Origin of the sequence: Nocardia sp. CA-120079 (genome assembly GCF_050955745.1) — a bacterium.
GTDB lineage: Bacteria > Actinomycetota > Actinomycetes > Mycobacteriales > Mycobacteriaceae > Nocardia.
The window spans coordinates 4,321,982-4,339,215 of sequence record NZ_CP192088.1 but is presented as its reverse complement, the minus strand read 5'-3'; the positions used below and the strand labels follow the sequence as shown (position 1 = coordinate 4,339,215).

Here is a 17,234-nt window from a genome sequence, read left to right as displayed (position 1 = left end):
CATGACATTGACTCCCGTACTCACCCGGTATTGGGACGACCCGCAGTCGTGGACCATCGAGCACTACCGCGGCCACGACGGCTATCAGGCCATCCGCAAGGCCTTGCGGATGGAACCCGATGAGGTCATTCAGACCATCAAGGACGCCGGTCTGCGCGGCCGCGGCGGCGCGGGCTTCCCGACCGGGATGAAATGGAGCTTCATCCCGCAGGGCACAGGCCCGGACGGTGTCACCAAACCGCACTATCTCGTGGTCAATGCCGACGAGTCGGAACCCGGCACCTGCAAGGATATTCCGCTCATGCTGGCCACTCCGCACACCCTCATCGAGGGCGTCATCATCGCGGCGTATGCGATTCGGGCGGCACACGCGTTCATCTATGTGCGCGGTGAGGTCGTGCCAGTGCTGCGGCGGCTGCAGGCCGCGGTCGCGCAGGCGTACGCCGCCGGATTCCTCGGAAAGAACATTCTCGGCTCCGGCTACAACCTGGAACTCATCGTGCACGCCGGCGCCGGTGCCTACATCTGCGGTGAGGAAACCGCGCTGCTGGATTCGCTGGAGGGGCGGCGCGGCCAGCCGCGACTGCGGCCACCGTTCCCGGCCGTCGCGGGTCTGTATGCCTGCCCGACGGTGGTCAACAATGTGGAATCCATTGCGAGCGTGCCGCCGATCATCCTGAACGGTACGGCCTGGTTCCGGTCCATGGGCAGTGAGAAGTCACCGGGCTTCACGCTGTACTCGCTGTCGGGGCACGTGGCCCGGCCGGGGCAATACGAAGCGCCACTGGGCATTACCCTGCGCGAACTGCTCGACTATGCCGGTGGTGTGCGCGCCGGACATCAGGTGAAGTTCTGGACGCCGGGCGGCTCGTCGACGCCGCTGTTCACCGACGAGCATCTCGACGTACCACTGGACTACGAGGGTGTGGCCGGAGCGGGATCCATGTTGGGCACCAAGGCATTACAGATCTTCGACGACACCACCTGTGTGGTGCGTGCGGTGCTGCGCTGGACCGAGTTCTACGCCCACGAATCCTGTGGCAAGTGCACGCCCTGTCGCGAGGGCACCTACTGGCTCGTCCAACTGCTGAAGCGAATCGAGGCGGGCCGCGGCACCGAATCGGATCTGGAGAAGCTCCTCGATATCAGCGACACCATCAACGGCAAATCGTTCTGCGCACTCGGCGACGGTGCGGCCAGCCCGATCATCTCCTCGCTGAAGTACTTCCGCGAGGAATACGTCGACCATCTGCGGCTCGACGGCTGCCCGTTCGATCCCGCGCGATCCACCGCCTGGGCCGAAGGAGTAACCAAATGAGTACAGCATCGCGCGGCGATTCCGTGGGGGGTGGTGGTCGGGCGACGGGTGGGCCCGCCACCGTGGATACCAATACCAGTGGACTCGTTCCCGCTGACCTGGTCACCGTCACCATCGATGACACCCAGGTGAGTGTGCCCGCCGGCACCCTGCTGATCCGGGCCGCCGAACTCATCGGCATCCAGATCCCACGCTTCTGCGATCATCCGCTGCTGGACCCGGTCGGCGCGTGCCGTCAGTGTCTGGTCGAGGTGGAGGGGCAGCGTAAGCCGGTCGCATCCTGCACCATGGCCGTCGCCGACGGCATGATCGTGCGCACTCAGCTGACCTCACCTCCGACCGCCAAGGCCCAGGAGGGCGTGATGGAGCTGCTGCTCATCAATCACCCCCTCGACTGTCCGGTCTGCGATAAGGGCGGTGAATGCCCGCTGCAGAACCAGGCGATGTCCAGTGGCCGCCCCGAAACCCGGTTCGACGGCGTGAAACGCACCTACCCCAAGCCGATTCCGCTGTCCACGGCGGTGCTGCTGGACCGGGAACGCTGTGTGCTGTGTGCCCGCTGCACCCGCTTCTCGCAGCAGGTCGCCGGGGATCCGTTCATCGAACTCATGGATCGCGGTGCGCTCGAACAAGTCGGCACCGCACAGGCCGAACCGTTCGACTCCTACTTCTCCGGCAATACCGTGCAGATCTGCCCGGTGGGTGCGCTCACCGGCACCAGCTACCGGTTCCGGGCCCGCCCCTTCGATCTGGTGTCCAGCCCGAGCGTTTGCGAGCACTGTGCATCGGGCTGCGCACAGCGCACCGACCATCGGCGCGGAAAAGTGTTGCGCCGCTTGGCGGGTGACGATCCGCAGGTCAACGAGGAGTGGAACTGCGACAAGGGGCGGTGGGCGTTCACCTACGCGACCGAGCGTGACCGGCTCACCACACCACTGGTGCGCGGCTGGGACGGCAACCTCGCCCCCGCGTCCTGGTCCGAGGCATTGGCCGCCGCAGCCGAGGGTCTGGCGTCGGCCTTCGGCAGTGCGGGCGTACTGATCGGCGGTCGCGTCACCGAGGAAGACGCCTACGCCTACGCCAAATTCGCCCGAGTTGCCTTGGGCACCAATGACATCGACTTCCGCGCCCGAGTGCATTCGGCCGAAGAGGCGGACTTCCTCGCCGCCCGTATCGCCGGACAGGGTGTCACTGTCGACTACGACGCCCTGGAGAACGCGCCGGTCGTACTGCTGGCCGGACTCGAGCCGGAAGAGGAGTCGCCGATCATCTACCTGCGGCTGCGGAAGGCGGCACGCAAGCGCGGTCTGCCGATCTTCTCGCTCGCCGCTTACTCCTCGCGCGGGCTGGATCGGATGTCGGGCACGCTGTTGCAAGCCGTGCCCGGGGCCGAACCTCATCTGCTCGATGCCATGCGCACCGGCGAGACCGACGCCGCCGCTTTGGCGACGGCCGCACAGCTGTTACGTCAGCCGGGTGCCGTGGTGCTGGTCGGTGAGCGGATGGCCGGAATCCCCGGCGCACTGTCCGCCGCGGTCCGGCTCGCCGAAGAAACCGGTGCCGCCTTGGCCTGGGTGCCGCGGCGCGCCGGTGAACGCGGTGCGGTCGAGGCGGGTGCGCTGCCCGGCCTGCTGCCCGGTGGCCGACCGGTCGTGGATCCCCGTGCGCGCCAAGAGGTTCGCACCATCTGGAATGTCGCGGAATTGCCGGTCACCGCCGGCCGCGATACGGCAGCCATTCTGGAGGCCGCGCCGACCCTGGGCGCACTGGTCATCGGCGGCGTCGAGATCGCCGACATGCCGGACCCCAAGGCGGCGCTCGAGGCCATCGACGCCGCTCGCTTCGTGGTCAGCCTGGAACTGCGGCACAGCGCGATCACCGAACGCGCCGATGTCGTCTTCCCGGTGGCCTCGGCGATGCAGAAATCCGGCACCTTCCGTACTTGGGAGGGCAGGCCGCGGCAATTCGATGCGGCACTCGGCGATTCGATGGTGCGCCGCGAACCCGCACCCCTGTCGGATCAGCGGGTGCTGCAAGCCATCGCGACCGAGATGGCGGTGGCGCTCGGCCTCCCCGATACCGAATCCGCGCGCGCCGAACTCGCCGAACTCGGCGCCTGGGACGGTCCGCCGGTGCCCGCGCCCGCGCATCGGCCGCATCCGGTTACCCAACCCAATCCCGGCACCGCCATCCTGTCCGGCTGGCGCATGCTGCTGGATCAGGGGCGCATGCAGGACGGCGAGCCGAATCTGGCGGGTGTCGCCCGGCCGCCGGTGGTGCGGCTGTCCCCCGTCACCGCTGCCGAAATCGGGGCCGCCGATGACGATCCGATCATCGTCGCCACCGATCGCGGCACCATCACGCTGCCACTGCTGATCACCGATCTGCCCGATCGGGTCGTGTGGCTGCCGCTGAACTCGCCGGGCTGCTCGGTCAACGAACAGCTCGCCACCCAGCCGGGCGGTGTGGTGCAGCTGCACCGCGCCGACGAGAGGATGAAGGAACACCGCCATGAGTGATCTCTCTCTTTTCGGCCACGACCCGCTGTGGCTCGTCATCGGGAAATCCCTGGCGATCTTCGCCTTCCTGCTGCTCACGCCGATGATGGCGGTGTATCTGGAGCGCAAGATCGTGGCCTGGATGCAGATGCGCATCGGCCCGAACCGGGTCGGCCCCAAGGGCACGCTGCAGGCCGTCGCCGACGGCGTGAAGATGGCGCTGAAGGAAGATATCGTCCCGGCCATCGTCGACAAGCCGATTTTCATTCTGGCGCCGGTCATTTCGGTGGTGCCCGCGTTCATGGCGTTCGCGGTCATCCCGATCGGGCCGGAAGTTTCGATCCTCGGCCACCGGACCGCACTGCAGCTCACCGATCTGCCGGTGGCGGTGCTCTACATCCTGGCTATCACCTCGATCGGCGTGTACGGCATCGTGCTCGCGGGGTGGTCGTCGGGTTCGACATATCCGCTGCTGGGCGGGTTGCGCTCGACCGCGCAGGTGATCTCCTACGAGATCGCGATGGCGCTGTGCTTCGCGACGGTGTTCCTGCTCGGCGGCACCATGGCCACCTCCGGGATCGTGCAGGCGCAGGAGGGCACCTGGTACGTCTTCCTGCTGCTGCCGTCGTTCCTGATCTACTGCGTGTCGATGGTCGGTGAGACCAACCGTGCGCCGTTCGACCTGCCCGAGGCCGAGGGCGAGCTGGTCGGCGGCTTCCACACCGAATACTCCTCGCTCAAATTCGCCATGTTCATGATGGCCGAATACATCAATATGGCAACGGTTTCCGCGCTCGCCACCACGCTGTTCCTCGGTGGCTGGCACGCACCGTTCCCGATCAACCTGTGGAACGGCGCCAATTCCGGTTGGTGGCCGGCGTTGTGGTTCATCGCCAAGATGTGGACGTTCCTGTTCGTGTTCATCTGGTTGCGCGGCACGCTGCCCCGCCTGCGCTACGACCAGTTCATGAATCTCGGCTGGAAGCTGCTGATTCCGACCTCGCTGCTGTGGGTGATGCTGGTCGCTACCGCCCGGGTGCTGCAGAACGAGGGCTACGGGATCCAGACGCCGCTGCTGGTGATCAGCGGAATCATCATTTCCGGACTGATCGTGCTGATGTTCCTGCGGGCCGGCCGCAAACAGAGCGCGCCGCCGGCGGTCGAGGAACCCGCCTCGGCAGAATCGGGCAGCGCGGTCTTCCTCGGCTTCCCGACGCCACCGCTGCCGGATCCATCGACGCGGCGTCCGGAACCCGAGGCGGGACTGCTGGAACCGTTGACCGGCTTCGCCGTCACCTTCCTGACCATGTTCAAGAAGCCCAATACCGAGTCCTACCCCGAACAGAAGGTGCCGACCGCGCCCCGCTATCACGGCCGCCACCAGCTCAATCGGCATCCGGATGGTCTGGAGAAGTGCATCGGTTGCGAGTTGTGCGCGTGGGCCTGCCCCGCGGACGCGATCTACGTCGAGGGCGCGGACAACACCGAGACCGAACGCTTTTCGCCGGGCGAGCGCTACGGACAGGTCTACCAGATCAACTATCTGCGCTGCATCGGCTGCGGATTGTGCATCGAGGCCTGCCCGACCAGGGCGCTGACCATGACCAACGAGTACGAGATGGCCGATGACAATCGCGCCGATCTGATCTACGAGAAGGACCGGCTGCTCGCCCCCTTGCAGCCCGGTATGACCGCACCGCCGCACGCGATGTATCCCGGTGCGACGGAAGGCGATTACTACCGCGGCAATGTCCCCGGCGGGGAAAGCGGTTCGGATCCCAGGGAGCCCGCCCCCGCGGGCGCGGAAGGAGGCGCGCGGTGACCGAATTCATTGTGGCCGCTCAGACATTAGCCGCAGAGCCACTGACCCATACCTCCACCGGCGAGGCCGTCCAATTCTGGATTCTCGGCCCGGTCGCCGTGATCGGCGCGCTCGGCATGGTTTTCGCGGGCAAGGCCGTGCATTCGGCGATCTGCCTGGCCGCCACCATGATCGTGCTCGCGACCTTCTATATGGCACAGGACGCGCTGTTCCTCGGCGTCGTGCAGATCGTCGTCTACACCGGCGCGGTCATGATGCTGTTCCTGTTCGTGCTCATGCTGGTCGGCGTCGACTCCCCCGAATCGCTGGGGGAAACACTGCGCGGGCAGCGGCTCGCCGCGGCCGCGGTCGGTCTCGGCTTCGGGCTGCTGCTGATCAGCGGTATCGCCAACGGCATCCGCAACTCCGGAATCACTTATCCGGCAAAGGGGTTCGCATATCAAGACGTGATCGGCCGACTCGCCGAACTGATCTTCGTCCGCTATGTGTGGGCCTTCGAACTCACCGGCGCACTGCTCATCACCGCCACCATCGGCGCGATGATCCTGGCGCACCGGGAGAATTTCGGACCGCGTTTGGATCAGCGGGAGCTCTCACGCCGCCGCTTCCGCAGCGCCTACGACCCGGCCCGGCCCTCCGATCGCGCCACCCCGCTGCCGACGCCCGGTGTATACGCCAGGCACAACGCGGTCGATATTCCGGCGCGGCTGCCGGACGGATCCTTCGAGGAGCTGTCGGTCAGCACCATCTTGCGGCATCGCCGCACCAGGGCGCTCACCGAGGCAGCGGTCATCTCGGTCGGCACGACCCCGACCTTCGCCTCGGAGGTCGAGGAGCCCGAAACCCCCGCCCGCGAGGCAGACGAGGAAGGCAAGCGGTGAATCCTGAGAACTACCTGTTCCTGTCCGCCCTGCTGTTCACCATCGGCGCGGCCGGTGTGCTGCTGCGGCGCAACGCCATTGTGGTGTTCATGTGCATCGAGCTGATGCTCAATGCGGTCAATCTCGCCTTCGTCACCTTCGCCAGGCTGCATTCGAATCTGGACGGACAGGTGTTCGCGTTCTTCACCATGGTGGTGGCCGCGGCCGAAGTCGTCGTCGGACTGGCCATCATCATGACCATCTTCCGCACCCGCCGTTCGACCTCGGTCGACGACGCCAACCTGCTGAAGTTCTGACGTGGATACCGCAACGCTCTGGGTACTGCCCGCACTGCCGCTGGCCGGTGCCGTCGTGCTGCTGCTGATCGGGCGCTACAGCGATAGGTGGGGGCATCTGCTCGGCTGTGCCACCGCGCTGGCCTCGTTCGGCTTCGCCGTCGTCGCCTTCTTCCACATGCTCGACCGCGACGATGCCGCCCGCGCAATCCACAAAGACTTTTTCAGCTGGGTGCCCGTCGACGGATTGCAGGTGGACTTCAGCCTCCAATTGGACCAGCTGTCAGTGTGTTTCGCGCTGCTGATCACCGGCGTCGGATCGCTGATCCACATCTATTCCGTCGGCTATATGAACCACGATCCGGGACGGCGGCGGTTTTTCGCCTACCTGAATCTGTTCCTGGCGGCCATGCTGCTGCTGGTGCTGGCGGACAACTACCTCGTCCTGTACCTCGGCTGGGAGGGCGTCGGTCTGGCCTCCTACCTGTTGATCGGATTCTGGTACCACAAGCCGACAGCGGCGACCGCGGCCAAGAAGGCGTTCGTGGTCAACCGAGTCGGTGATATGGGGTTGGCGATCGCCATGTTCACCATGTTCGCGACCTTCGGCTCGATCGACTTCGGCTCGGTGTTCGCGACCGCGCCGCAGGCGGGCGAGGGCACGCTCACCGCGATCGGGTTGTTGCTGCTGCTGGCGGCATGCGGTAAATCCGCGCAGGTGCCGCTGCAGTCCTGGCTCGGTGACGCCATGGAGGGTCCGACACCGGTCTCCGCGCTCATCCACGCGGCCACCATGGTGACGGCGGGGGTGTATCTGATCGCGCGCTCCGGGCCGATCTTCGACCTCGCGCCCGATGCGCGGCTCGGTGTGGTGCTGGTCGGTGCGGTAACACTGCTGTTCGGTGCCATCGTCGGTTGCGCGAAGGACGACATCAAGAAGGCACTCGCGGCGTCCACCATGAGCCAGATCGGTTATATGGTGCTCGCCGCGGGCCTCGGCCCGGCCGGATACGCGATCGCCATCATGCATCTGCTCACCCACGGCTTCTTCAAGGCCGGGCTGTTCCTCGGCGCCGGATCGGTCATGCACGCGATGGACGACGAGACCGACATGCGCCGCTACGGCGGACTGCGCAAACTACTGCCGGTCACCTACGTCACCTTCGGGCTCGGCTACCTGGCGATCATCGGGGTCCCGCCGTTCGCCGGATTCTTCTCCAAGGATCGAATCATCGAGGCGGCCTTCAACCAGGGCGGCGCAAGCGGTGTGGCACTGGGTGCGGTCACGCTGTTCGGTGCCGGGCTGACCGCGTTCTACATGACGCGGGTGATGATGCTGACGTTCTTCGGCGAGCGTCGCTGGAAGCCAGATACCCATCCGCACGAGGCACCCGCGGTGATGACCGGCCCGATGATTCTGCTCGCGATCGGTTCGGTGGCCGCGGGTGGTCTGTTCGTCTTCGGGTCGTCGCTGCAGAACTGGCTCGAACCCGTGGTCGGGGCGCATCACGGCGAGGAGGTCGTGCCCGCGGGCGTGGTGACTGTGCTGGCGCTGCTCGTGGTCGCGGTCGGAATCGGCTTGGCCTACAACCAGTTCGCGCAGCGTGAGGTTCCCGAGACCGCACCGGAAGCGGTGTCGGCGTTGACGATCGCGGCTCGCAAGGATCTCTACGGCGACGCGGTCAACGAGGGCGTATTCATGCGTCCCGGCGCCTATCTGACCCGGTCGCTGGTCTTCCTCGACAATCGCGGCATCGACGGCATCGTCAACGGCACCGCCGCACTGATCGGCGGGCTGTCCGGGCGAATCCGGAAAGTGCAGTCCGGCTTCGTCCGGTCCTATGCCCTGTCCATGTTCACCGGCGCGGCACTGGTGGCCGCCGCCCTGCTGGCAGTGAGGCTCTGGTGAGTGACTTTCCCTGGTTGACCACGCTGTGGTTATTGCCGGTTGTCGGCGCGGTGGTGGTGCTGCTGTTGCCCGCATCCCGGCGCACCCTGGCGCGCGGGCTGGCATTCGTTGTCGCATTGGCGGTGCTGGTGCTCGGCATCGTATTGGCCGTGCGCTTCGAACCCGGTGGGGCCCAATATCAGTTCGTCGAATCGCACGAGTGGATTCCGGCCTTCGGCGCGGGTTACACCCTCGGGTTGGACGGGATCGCGCTGGTGCTGGTGCTGCTCACCGCGGCGCTGGTGCCGCTGCTGATCCTGGCCGGCTGGAACGATGAACGCGAGGTCGGCGGCGGGCGGCGGGTGTCGCACACCTATGTCGCGTTGACGTTGCTCGTCGAGGCGATGGTGCTGATTTCCTTTGTCTCGCTCGACATTCTGCTGTTCTACGTGTTCTTCGAGGCGATGCTCGTCCCGATGTACTTCCTCATCGGCGGATTCGGGCCGCGCAGTGCCGATCTGGCCCATCGCCAGCAGCGCTCGCGTGCGGCGGTGAAATTCCTGCTGTACAACCTGTTCGGCGGTCTGATCATGTTGGCCGCGGTGATCGGGTTGTATGTGCTCACCGCGCGGCAGGGCCTCGGATCCGGCTCGTCGGGGACCTTCGATTTCCGCACCGTGGTGGCGGCGGCCAATGCCGGACAGCTCGGCGCCGGTCCGGCGGTGCTCAATGCGCTGTTCCTCGGATTCATGTTCGCCTTCGCGGTGAAGGCGCCGCTGTGGCCGTTGCACACCTGGCTGCCGGATGCGGCGGTGGCGGCGACGCCGTCGAGTGCGGTGTTGATGATGGCGGTGGTCGACAAGGTCGGCACCTTCGGCATGTTGCGCTACTGCCTGCTGCTGTTCCCGGATGCCTCGGGAACCTATGCGCCCCTGGTGATCACGCTCGCGGTGATCGGCATCATCTACGGCGCGCTGCTGGCCATCGGACAGACCGATGTGATGCGGCTCATCGCCTACACCTCGATCTCGCACTTCGGATTCATCATCCTGGGCATCTTCGCGATGACCAGTCAGGGGCAGACCGGGGCCACGCTGTACATGGTCAATCACGGCATCTCGACCGCGGCGCTGTTCCTGATCGCGGGATTCCTGGTGTCGCGCAGGGGGACTCGGGCCATCGCCGCCTATGGCGGGGTGCAGAAGGTGGCGCCGGTGCTGGCCGGCACCTTCTTCATCGCTGGTCTCGCCACCCTGTCGTTGCCGGGACTGGCGCCCTTCATCAGCGAATTCCTGGTGCTGCTCGGCACATTCAGCCGGTACGGATTCGCGGCGGTGATCGCGACCGGTGCGCTGGTGCTGGCCGCGCTGTATGTGCTGTGGATGTACCAGCGGATGATGACCGGACCGGTCAAGGAGGGCAACGAGCGCCTCTATGACCTGGTGCCGCGCGAGTTGGCGGTGGTGGTGCCGTTGATCGCCGCGCTGCTGTTCCTCGGTATCTACCCGAAACCGGTGCTGGACTTCATCAATCCCGCGGTGGGTCAGACGCTCACCACCATCGGCGTCCATGATCCCGCGCCGAAGACGCCCGCGATCCCCGCAGCGGGGGCCGATCACGGAGGTGCCCACAAATGAGCAGTCTGCTCGCGGCGAGTATGCCCGCGCCGAGCATCGAATACGCCAAGTTGTCGCCGATGCTGATCGTGTTCGGGGTGGCGGTGGTCGGGGTGCTCGTCGAGGCGTTCGCGCCGCGCCGCCACCGGTATGCCATCCAGGTGCCGCTCGGGCTGGCCGGGTTGGTCGCGGCGCTGGTTGCGGTGTTGCGGTTGTCCGGGACCAAGGCGACCGTGATGGTCGGCGCCGTGGCGATCGACGGTGTGACGCTGTTTCTGCAGGGCACGATTCTGGTCGTGTCGATTCTGGCGCTGCTGTTCATGGCCGAACGTGGTGCCGAGCCGCGGCCGCGGGTGCGTTCCGGTCCCGGGACGTGGAGTGTTGCCGCGGCCGCTGTCGGCGGCGGCGTGGACGCGTTCACCCCGCAGGCCTCCGCGGTGCCCGGTAGCGCGGGTGAAATGGCCGCGGTCCGTGCGGGCGTCGCGACCACCGAGGTGTTCCCGCTGACCATGCTCGCGATCGGTGGGCTGCTGCTGTTTCCGGCGTCGAACGATCTGCTGACCATGTTCGTGGCGTTGGAGGTGTTGTCGCTGCCGCTGTATCTGCTGTGCGGGCTGGCACGGCGCAAGCGGCTGCTCTCGCAGGAAGCGGCGCTGAAATACTTTCTGCTCGGAGCGTTTTCGTCCGCGTTCTTCCTCTATGGCGTTGCGCTGCTGTATGGGCAGGCGGGGACGGTCAAGCTCGGTGGGATCGCCGATGCGATAACCCAGCATCCGCAGAACACCACCCTGGCGTTGCTCGGTGTGGCGATGCTGGCGGTGGGGCTGTTGTTCAAGATCGGCGCGGTGCCGTTCCAGTCCTGGGTGCCCGATGTGTATCAGGGTGCGCCCAGTTCGGTTACCGGGTTCATGGCCGCGGCGACGAAAATCGCCGCCGTCGGCGCGCTGCTGCGGGTGCTGCAGATCGCCGTGCCTGGTCTGCGGGACGACTGGCGTCCGGTGCTCGCCGCCATCGCCATCGCGACCATGGTGATCGGCGCGGTCATGGCGATCACCCAGACCGACGTCAAACGCATGCTCGCCTACTCCTCGGTCGCGCATGCCGGATTCATCCTGACCGGTGTCGTTGCGGCGAACCAGGCCGGTACCTCGGCGATCCTGTTCTATCTGTTGGCGTACGGCCTCGGCACGCTCGGTGCGTTCGCGGTCGTCAGCTTGGTCCGCGATGCCGCCGGTGACGAAGCCACGGCGATGTCCCAGTGGGCCGGCCTCGGCCGCCGCTCCCCCTGGCTGGCAACGGTATTCGCCATGTTCCTGCTGTCCTTCGCAGGGCTGCCCCTGACCGGTGGCTTTGTCGCCAAGTTCGCGGTCTTTCAAGCCGCCGCCTCCGGCAGCGCCGGCTACTTGGTGATCGTCGGTGTCATCTCCAGCGCCATCGCCGCCTTCTTCTACATCCGCGTCATCGTCCTGATGTTCTTCACCGACCCGCCCACCGATGCCCCGACCGTCGCGGCACCATTCCTCACCACCACAGTCGTCGCATTCACCGCGGGCGCCACCGTACTGCTCGGCATCATCCCGCAAATGCTGCTCGACTTGTCCGACCGCGCATCAACTTTCGTCCGCTGAGCCCGTCACGACACCGCCGCACCATACTCGGGTGCGGCGGTGTCGTGTTTCAGGATGTGCCCTCCTCGCGCGTGGCAGCGTAGAGGAACATGTCGCGTCGTGTGCCGCCGATCGCCTCGTACCTGTGCAGCAGACCTTCGCGGAGGTATCCGCCGGATTCCGCGACGCGGATCGAGCCGGTGTTCCATGGCTCGATATAGAGCTCGATGCGGTGCAAAGTGCGGATGGTCCAGGCAAAATTTGTCAGGGCTTGTAATGCGGCCCCAGCGAATCCACGGCCGCGATGTGCCGGAGAGACCGAATAGCCCACTGCCGCTCGGCCTTTCGCCAGGTTTTGCAGCCAAAGACCGATCCCGCCGACAGCGTTGCCGGTTTCGGCGTCGGCTATGGCGAAGGAGAAACCGATTCCTTCGGCGTGCCTGCCGCGTTGACGGTGCACCCAGCCCAGTGCCTCGGTAGCGGTCGGGAAAGCGGGCAAGCTCCCGATCAACGGAATGTACGGGTCCGCGCCCATCTCGATCGGGAGGTGGGTGTCGGCTTCGGTGTACTCCCGCAGGATGATCGGGCCGCAGGTCGGTGGCGTGTCGGGCCAAGGTGGTAGCTGCTGTGTCATGTGTCCCCCTAGCGGATCAGTGCAGGTACGAGGCTCCATTGACATTCAGGACCGCCCCGGAGCTCCAAATTGCTTCCGGCGAAGCAAGATAGCGGACGGCGGAGGCGATTTCCTCGGGTTGGGCGACGCGGTCGAAGGGGCTCTGAGCGCGGACCTCGTCGGTGACGCGGGACGCGACGCGTTCGGTCGCTACGAAGCCCGGTGCCACCGAGGCAACCGCGATTCCGTAGGGAGCCAGATACACCGCGAGCGATTGGCCCAGCGCGTGCACGGCTGCCTTCGTGGCACCGTAGGCGGGATAGTCTGGTTCGCCGCGGAATGCGCCGCGGGAGCCGAGATTGATGATGCGACCGGGCACCTCGTTATCGATCATGTGACGGGCGGCGCAATAGGAGACATTGGCCGTGCCGAAAAGGTTGACGTCCATGGTCTCGCGCCACACCTGCTGCCACTGCGCGTACGAGGTTTTCGCCAGGGGATGCGCAAGGTTCACCGCCGCATTGTTGACCAGCACGTGCACGGTCCCGAGCCCCTCGACCGCCGCCGCGACGATCGCTTCGGCCGCTTCCGGCGAACCGATATCGCCTTCGACGAGGACATGCCCGTCACCCGGTAACCGCCGCAACGTCTCCTCGGCATCTGCGCGCCCGGAGGAGTAATGCACCGCCACCCGGTCGCCGTCCTCGGCGAATGCCACAGCAATCGCCCGCCCGATCCCCCGCGAAGCACCCGTCACCAACACACCACGACTCATCCCTTCACCCTGCCACGAACATTCCGCTGCTCTCACGTTTGGGGCGAGGGGCTCGGAGCCGGATGAGCTTGCGTCCGGCTCCGATCGTGCTCAGTTACCGTACTGTTTGGTTTCGGGCCGTTCGATCATGATCCCGTGAGCCGGTTCCTCGGCCACCGGCCGATGCTCGACTCCGCGCGGAACGACGAAAATCTCACCGGCACCGAGCGTCACCGGCTCGCGGTCCCGCAATTCGATGCGGAAGGTGCCGTTCCAGCACAGGAACAGCTCGTCCTCGTCGTGGTGGTGCCAGGGGAATGCGCCGTGGAACCGAGCGATGCGGACCACGGCGTCGTTGGCGATGGCCAGGTCCCGCGGCTGCCATGGTCCGGTCAGGTCGTCGATGACATCGGTGATGGAGATCTTGCTCATGACTTCATCCTCGCGACGACAGGGGTCGCGCCCCTAGAGCCAATCGGGCAGAATTGGTTTGCATATGAAGCCAATTGAACTTGCCGACCGGCTCGGCCGCTGGTCCGCCGACCGCGGACCGCTCTATTTGCTGTTGGCCGGTCGATTGCGGACGCTGATCGATGACGGTGAACTGCGGCCGGGTATGCCGTTGCCGCCCGACCGTGCGCTCGCGAAAGTACTTGCGGTAGGGCGCAGTACGGTTGTGGCGGCCTATGACCTGCTCAGCGTGGAGGGCCGGGTGGTGCGCAGGCAGGGCAGCGGCACCCGGGTCGCGGGACCCGCAGCCGTTCCGGCCCGCGAGACCACCCATTCTCCGGCGTTCCTGCAGCTGCTCGAACCGGACGCCGATGTCATCTCGCTCGCCTGCGCCGCCCCTGCGACACCGCCTCCCGAGGTGGCCCAGGCGTATCGGCACATCGTGCCCGAACTCGCTGCGGTCGAGGGCGATATCGGTTATCGGCCGACCGGACATCCGCTGTTGCGCAACGCGATCGCCGATCGTTATCGGGCACGCGGCGTGCCGACCGATCCGGAACAGATTCTCGTCACCGGTGGCGGGCAGCAGGCGCTGTCGCTGCTCGCCCGCGCACTGCTGCGGTCCGGCGACCGGATATTGGTGGAGGCGCCGACGTATCCCGGTGCACTGGAGGCGTTTCGGGAGGTCGCGGCGATACCGCAGACCGGTCCGGTGGGCCTCGGCGCGGTGACGCCGGCGGCGCTCGCGTATGTCGTGGCGACCTACCAGAACCCGACGGGCGCGGTACTTCCCGCGCTGGCCCGCCGGAGACTGGTCGAGTCGGCGAGAACGGCCGAGGTGCCGCTGATCGACGACGAGGTGCTGGCCGATCTCGGATTTCCGGGCACCGATCCGCCACCACCGCCGCTGGCAGCCCTGGACGAGTCCGTGATATCCGTTGGTTCGCTCAGCAAGATCGTCTGGGGCGGACTGCGTGTCGGCTGGGTGCGTGCACCGATCCCGGTCATCGCCAGGTTGGCCCGGCTGCGCGCCGTGCACGACCTCGGCGGCAACATCCCAGCGCAGTTGGCCGCCGCCTGGCTGCTTGCCGACCTCGACCGGTTGCGCGAGCGAATCACGCAGCAGCGCAAGGAAAGCCACGATATTCTGGTGACCGAGCTGAGCGAACGCCTACCGGAATGGGAGGTCCCTCCGGTGTCCGGCGGCCAGACACTGTGGATCCGGCTATCCCACGGGGATGGCACGTCCTTCGCCCAGCGCGCTCTGCGACACGGCGTCGCGATCCTGCCCGGCGCCGGTCTCGACGCCTCCGGCGGCAGCAGCGATTACATCCGAATCAGCTTTGTCGCCGATCCCGACAGCCTGCGCGAGGCCGCACGTCGCTTGGCTGAGGCATGGCGGACCTACGAACCACCTGACCAGCCCGCCCCGGCGGCACCGCCACTGGCTGTCTAGCACGACATATCCGAGACGTGAACATCGTCTCAGCGTGGAAACATCACTGTGCGTGCGAATACGGTGCCGGCCGGAGTCGGTCCCGCACCGTCTGACCTGAGCTGGAGCTTTCGTTGCGACCGCGCGACGTGCGCGAGTACGGCCGCACTAAACGGCACCTCCAAGTACCGCACGCAACCGGACGGCGAAACCGGCTGGGTCCTCGACGAATCCGGTGTGTCCGCCGGGGAATACGGTCGGATTCACCCCGACGGCTTCGCCGAGCGCCCGCGATGTGCGGTCGCAGTGCTGGCCGGTCGATTCGGAGCCGATGCCGATTACGATGCGGGCCGGAGTCGATTGCAGCACAGCGATATTCGGCTCCCACGTGGTGGTGCCGCGCAGCTCGTGATCGAACCAGTAGCGTTCGCTGGCCAGCTGGCGCGGGTCGCGTTCGCCGCCGAACACCTGCTGTAGCACCGGTTCGGGCATCATAATGTTCGCGTTGGCCATGAACTTGCGCCACGCGCCGAGCACATCCCCGCCGCGGTAGGTGGCGATCACGTCGTCGGTTCCGGCGCGCACCTGGTCCCGGTCATCCAGGAGTTCACCCAGCGGCGGTTCGTGGGCGATCACGGTGGTGACCAGGTCCGGCTGGGATTGGACCAGGGCCAATGCACTCACAGCGCCGCCGCTGGAGCCGAATACGACAGCGGGCCCGATGCCGAGGTGGGTGATGAGGCAGGCCAGGTCGTCGGCGCGCAGCTGCGGTGTCGAGTCCTGCTCCGGGTCGTCGAGCACGCTGCCCTGATGGCCGCGCGGGTCGGTGGTGAGCACGGTACGGTCGGTGGCGAGCAGTTCCGCCAGCGGCGCGAAGGCCGCCGCATCCATCGGGGCGCCGACCAATACGACCAGCGGTCCGGTACCGCGCACCTCGTAGTGCAGTCGCGCCCCGGGCACGTCCAGGCTGTGTGTGGTGGCGGTAAAAGTCGGGGTCATCAAGATCTCCTCGAACGAGTGGTGATGGATCTGCCGAGAATGTTGACCGGACTGGCCGCCCGAATTAATCGGTCCGCCACCAACTTTTATTTCGACGGTTGCTGGAGATCTCCCTGTGCTAGATTGGCCGGGCGCGGATCGCTGAGTAATGCTGTGCCCTGATTCGGACTGTCACCGATGTGAATTTCCGAGCCAACCTGGAGCAGCCATGGTCACGAGATCCAACAAGACCACCACTGAAGGTGGCAGGTATCGTTTGATCACATTTGCCGTGCTGGTCATAGCAGCGCCGACGCTGGTGAGCGCTTGCGGGTCGAACACGCATACGCACGAAGAGGTGGCGTCCGCGACCACAACGGCTGCCGCGAATAATCAGTACGACCAGCTCGCCCTGCAAACCTTGGATGCCATCGTGCGCGCAGACTTCACCGCGGCCACCTCCCATTTCGATGACGCGATGAAGAAAAAGCTCCCTTCGGGCAATCTCGCGTCGAGCTGGACGACATATCAAAAGGAGTTCGGCCGCTACCAATCGCACGGGAATCAGCAAGATGTCACGCGGGGCGATCTCACCGTTGTGAGCGTGCCCCTGAGCATGGAGCGAAAGCCCGGCGAGTTCCGGGTGTCCATGCACAAGGACGCAACCATCGCGGGCCTGTTCTTCCTGGAGGCCGGGGCTCCCATCCCCTAGCAGCGTTGAGCGCAACGATGTTGCGCACGAAGCCCTTTCGGCTACCGAGCGTACGCTTGCGGGGCCTGCCCCGGGCCCGGCCAGATGTTGTCGAGTTCTTGGAGCGTTCGCTGGCGCGGCGGCCTTCGTTCGCCTTCTGCAAGGCGCCCCCGAGAAGACCACCGGCGAGTGGGCTCCAGGGGATGAGACCGATGCCGTAGTAGCGAAGTGCTGGAATCACCTCGAGCTCTATGGTTCGGGAGGCCAGGTTGTACAAGCTCTGCTCCGAGGCCAGCCCGAGGAGGTTGCCCGAGGTGGCGACATTCTGTGTGGTGGCGATGTCCCAGCCGGCGAAGTCGCTATTGCACTAGCTGTTCCATTGCCTGCCCCGAGGAACTGGTGATCGTG

14 protein-coding genes and 1 pseudogene are annotated in these 17,234 nt (G+C 66.1%); 10 read left to right on the top strand and 5 right to left on the bottom strand.

Features of this window, described 5'->3' with window-relative positions; all coding sequences use genetic code 11:
- The first annotated feature begins 1 nt into the window (after position 1).
- The 8 genes from nuoF to nuoN are packed head-to-tail and all read left to right on the top strand — an operon-like array spanning position 2 to position 11,926.
- Positions 2–1,318 carry an NADH-quinone oxidoreductase subunit NuoF gene (gene nuoF, locus ACQPYR_RS19690; RefSeq protein WP_433634263.1) on the top strand — a complete coding sequence of 439 codons (1,317 nt, stop codon included), beginning with the start codon at positions 2–4 and terminating at the stop codon, positions 1,316–1,318.
- Positions 1,315–3,837 carry an NADH-quinone oxidoreductase subunit G gene (locus ACQPYR_RS19685; RefSeq protein WP_433634261.1) on the top strand — a complete coding sequence of 841 codons (2,523 nt, stop codon included), beginning with the start codon at positions 1,315–1,317 and terminating at the stop codon, positions 3,835–3,837. The genes nuoF and ACQPYR_RS19685 overlap by 4 nt, the downstream gene beginning before the upstream one ends.
- A complete protein-coding gene (gene nuoH / locus ACQPYR_RS19680; RefSeq protein ID WP_433634258.1) occupies positions 3,830–5,638 on the top strand; it encodes an NADH-quinone oxidoreductase subunit NuoH in 1,809 nt (602 codons plus the stop codon). The genes ACQPYR_RS19685 and nuoH overlap by 8 nt, the downstream gene beginning before the upstream one ends.
- Positions 5,635–6,519 carry an NADH-quinone oxidoreductase subunit J gene (locus ACQPYR_RS19675; RefSeq protein ID WP_433634255.1) on the top strand — a complete coding sequence of 295 codons (885 nt, stop codon included), beginning with the start codon at positions 5,635–5,637 and terminating at the stop codon, positions 6,517–6,519. Before nuoH ends, ACQPYR_RS19675 begins: the two co-directional genes overlap by 4 nt.
- Positions 6,516–6,815, top strand: coding sequence for an NADH-quinone oxidoreductase subunit NuoK (gene nuoK / locus ACQPYR_RS19670; RefSeq protein WP_062982135.1), 300 nt, complete (start codon positions 6,516–6,518; stop codon positions 6,813–6,815). Before ACQPYR_RS19675 ends, nuoK begins: the two co-directional genes overlap by 4 nt.
- A 1-nt stretch (position 6,816) precedes the next feature.
- Positions 6,817–8,703 carry an NADH-quinone oxidoreductase subunit L gene (gene nuoL, locus ACQPYR_RS19665; RefSeq protein ID WP_433634252.1) on the top strand — a complete coding sequence of 629 codons (1,887 nt, stop codon included), beginning with the start codon at positions 6,817–6,819 and terminating at the stop codon, positions 8,701–8,703.
- Positions 8,700–10,319, top strand: a complete 1,620-nt coding sequence (locus ACQPYR_RS19660; protein WP_433634250.1) for an NADH-quinone oxidoreductase subunit M — start codon at positions 8,700–8,702, stop codon at positions 10,317–10,319. The genes nuoL and ACQPYR_RS19660 overlap by 4 nt, the downstream gene beginning before the upstream one ends.
- Complete coding sequence (nuoN, locus tag ACQPYR_RS19655; RefSeq protein ID WP_433634248.1) at positions 10,316–11,926, top strand: NADH-quinone oxidoreductase subunit NuoN; 1,611 nt, start codon at positions 10,316–10,318, stop codon at positions 11,924–11,926. Before ACQPYR_RS19660 ends, nuoN begins: the two co-directional genes overlap by 4 nt.
- Positions 11,927–11,975: 49 nt before the next feature.
- On the opposite strand, the gene ACQPYR_RS19650 is transcribed toward nuoN, so the two are convergent.
- The 3 genes from ACQPYR_RS19650 to ACQPYR_RS19640 form a co-directional block, all read right to left on the bottom strand.
- Positions 11,976–12,539, bottom strand: a complete 564-nt coding sequence (locus ACQPYR_RS19650; RefSeq protein ID WP_433634246.1) for a GNAT family N-acetyltransferase — start codon at positions 12,537–12,539, stop codon at positions 11,976–11,978.
- Positions 12,540–12,555: 16 nt separating this feature from the next.
- Positions 12,556–13,293: an SDR family NAD(P)-dependent oxidoreductase gene (locus ACQPYR_RS19645; RefSeq protein ID WP_433634243.1), complete on the bottom strand. Its 738-nt coding sequence runs from the start codon at positions 13,291–13,293 to the stop codon at positions 12,556–12,558.
- 90 nt (positions 13,294–13,383) lie between these two features.
- Complete coding sequence (locus ACQPYR_RS19640) at positions 13,384–13,704, bottom strand: cupin domain-containing protein (protein ID WP_433634241.1); 321 nt, start codon at positions 13,702–13,704, stop codon at positions 13,384–13,386.
- 64 nt (positions 13,705–13,768) lie between these two features.
- On the opposite strand from ACQPYR_RS19640, the gene ACQPYR_RS19635 reads away from it, so the two are divergent.
- Positions 13,769–15,178 carry a PLP-dependent aminotransferase family protein gene (locus tag ACQPYR_RS19635; RefSeq protein ID WP_433634239.1) on the top strand — a complete coding sequence of 470 codons (1,410 nt, stop codon included), beginning with the start codon at positions 13,769–13,771 and terminating at the stop codon, positions 15,176–15,178.
- 147 nt (positions 15,179–15,325) lie between these two features.
- Here the strand turns inward: ACQPYR_RS19635 and ACQPYR_RS19630 are convergent, their stop codons facing one another.
- Positions 15,326–16,156, bottom strand: a complete 831-nt coding sequence (locus tag ACQPYR_RS19630) for an alpha/beta fold hydrolase (RefSeq protein ID WP_433634237.1) — start codon at positions 16,154–16,156, stop codon at positions 15,326–15,328.
- A 208-nt stretch (positions 16,157–16,364) separates the two neighbouring features.
- On the opposite strand from ACQPYR_RS19630, the gene ACQPYR_RS19625 reads away from it, so the two are divergent.
- Complete coding sequence (locus tag ACQPYR_RS19625) at positions 16,365–16,847, top strand: DUF3887 domain-containing protein (protein ID WP_433634235.1); 483 nt, start codon at positions 16,365–16,367, stop codon at positions 16,845–16,847.
- Between the two features lie 46 nt (positions 16,848–16,893).
- Here ACQPYR_RS19625 and ACQPYR_RS19620 read toward each other — a convergent pair.
- Positions 16,894–17,166: pseudogene (locus ACQPYR_RS19620) on the bottom strand (aldo/keto reductase); the annotation flags it as partial.
- Between the last annotated feature and the right edge of the window lie 68 nt (positions 17,167–17,234).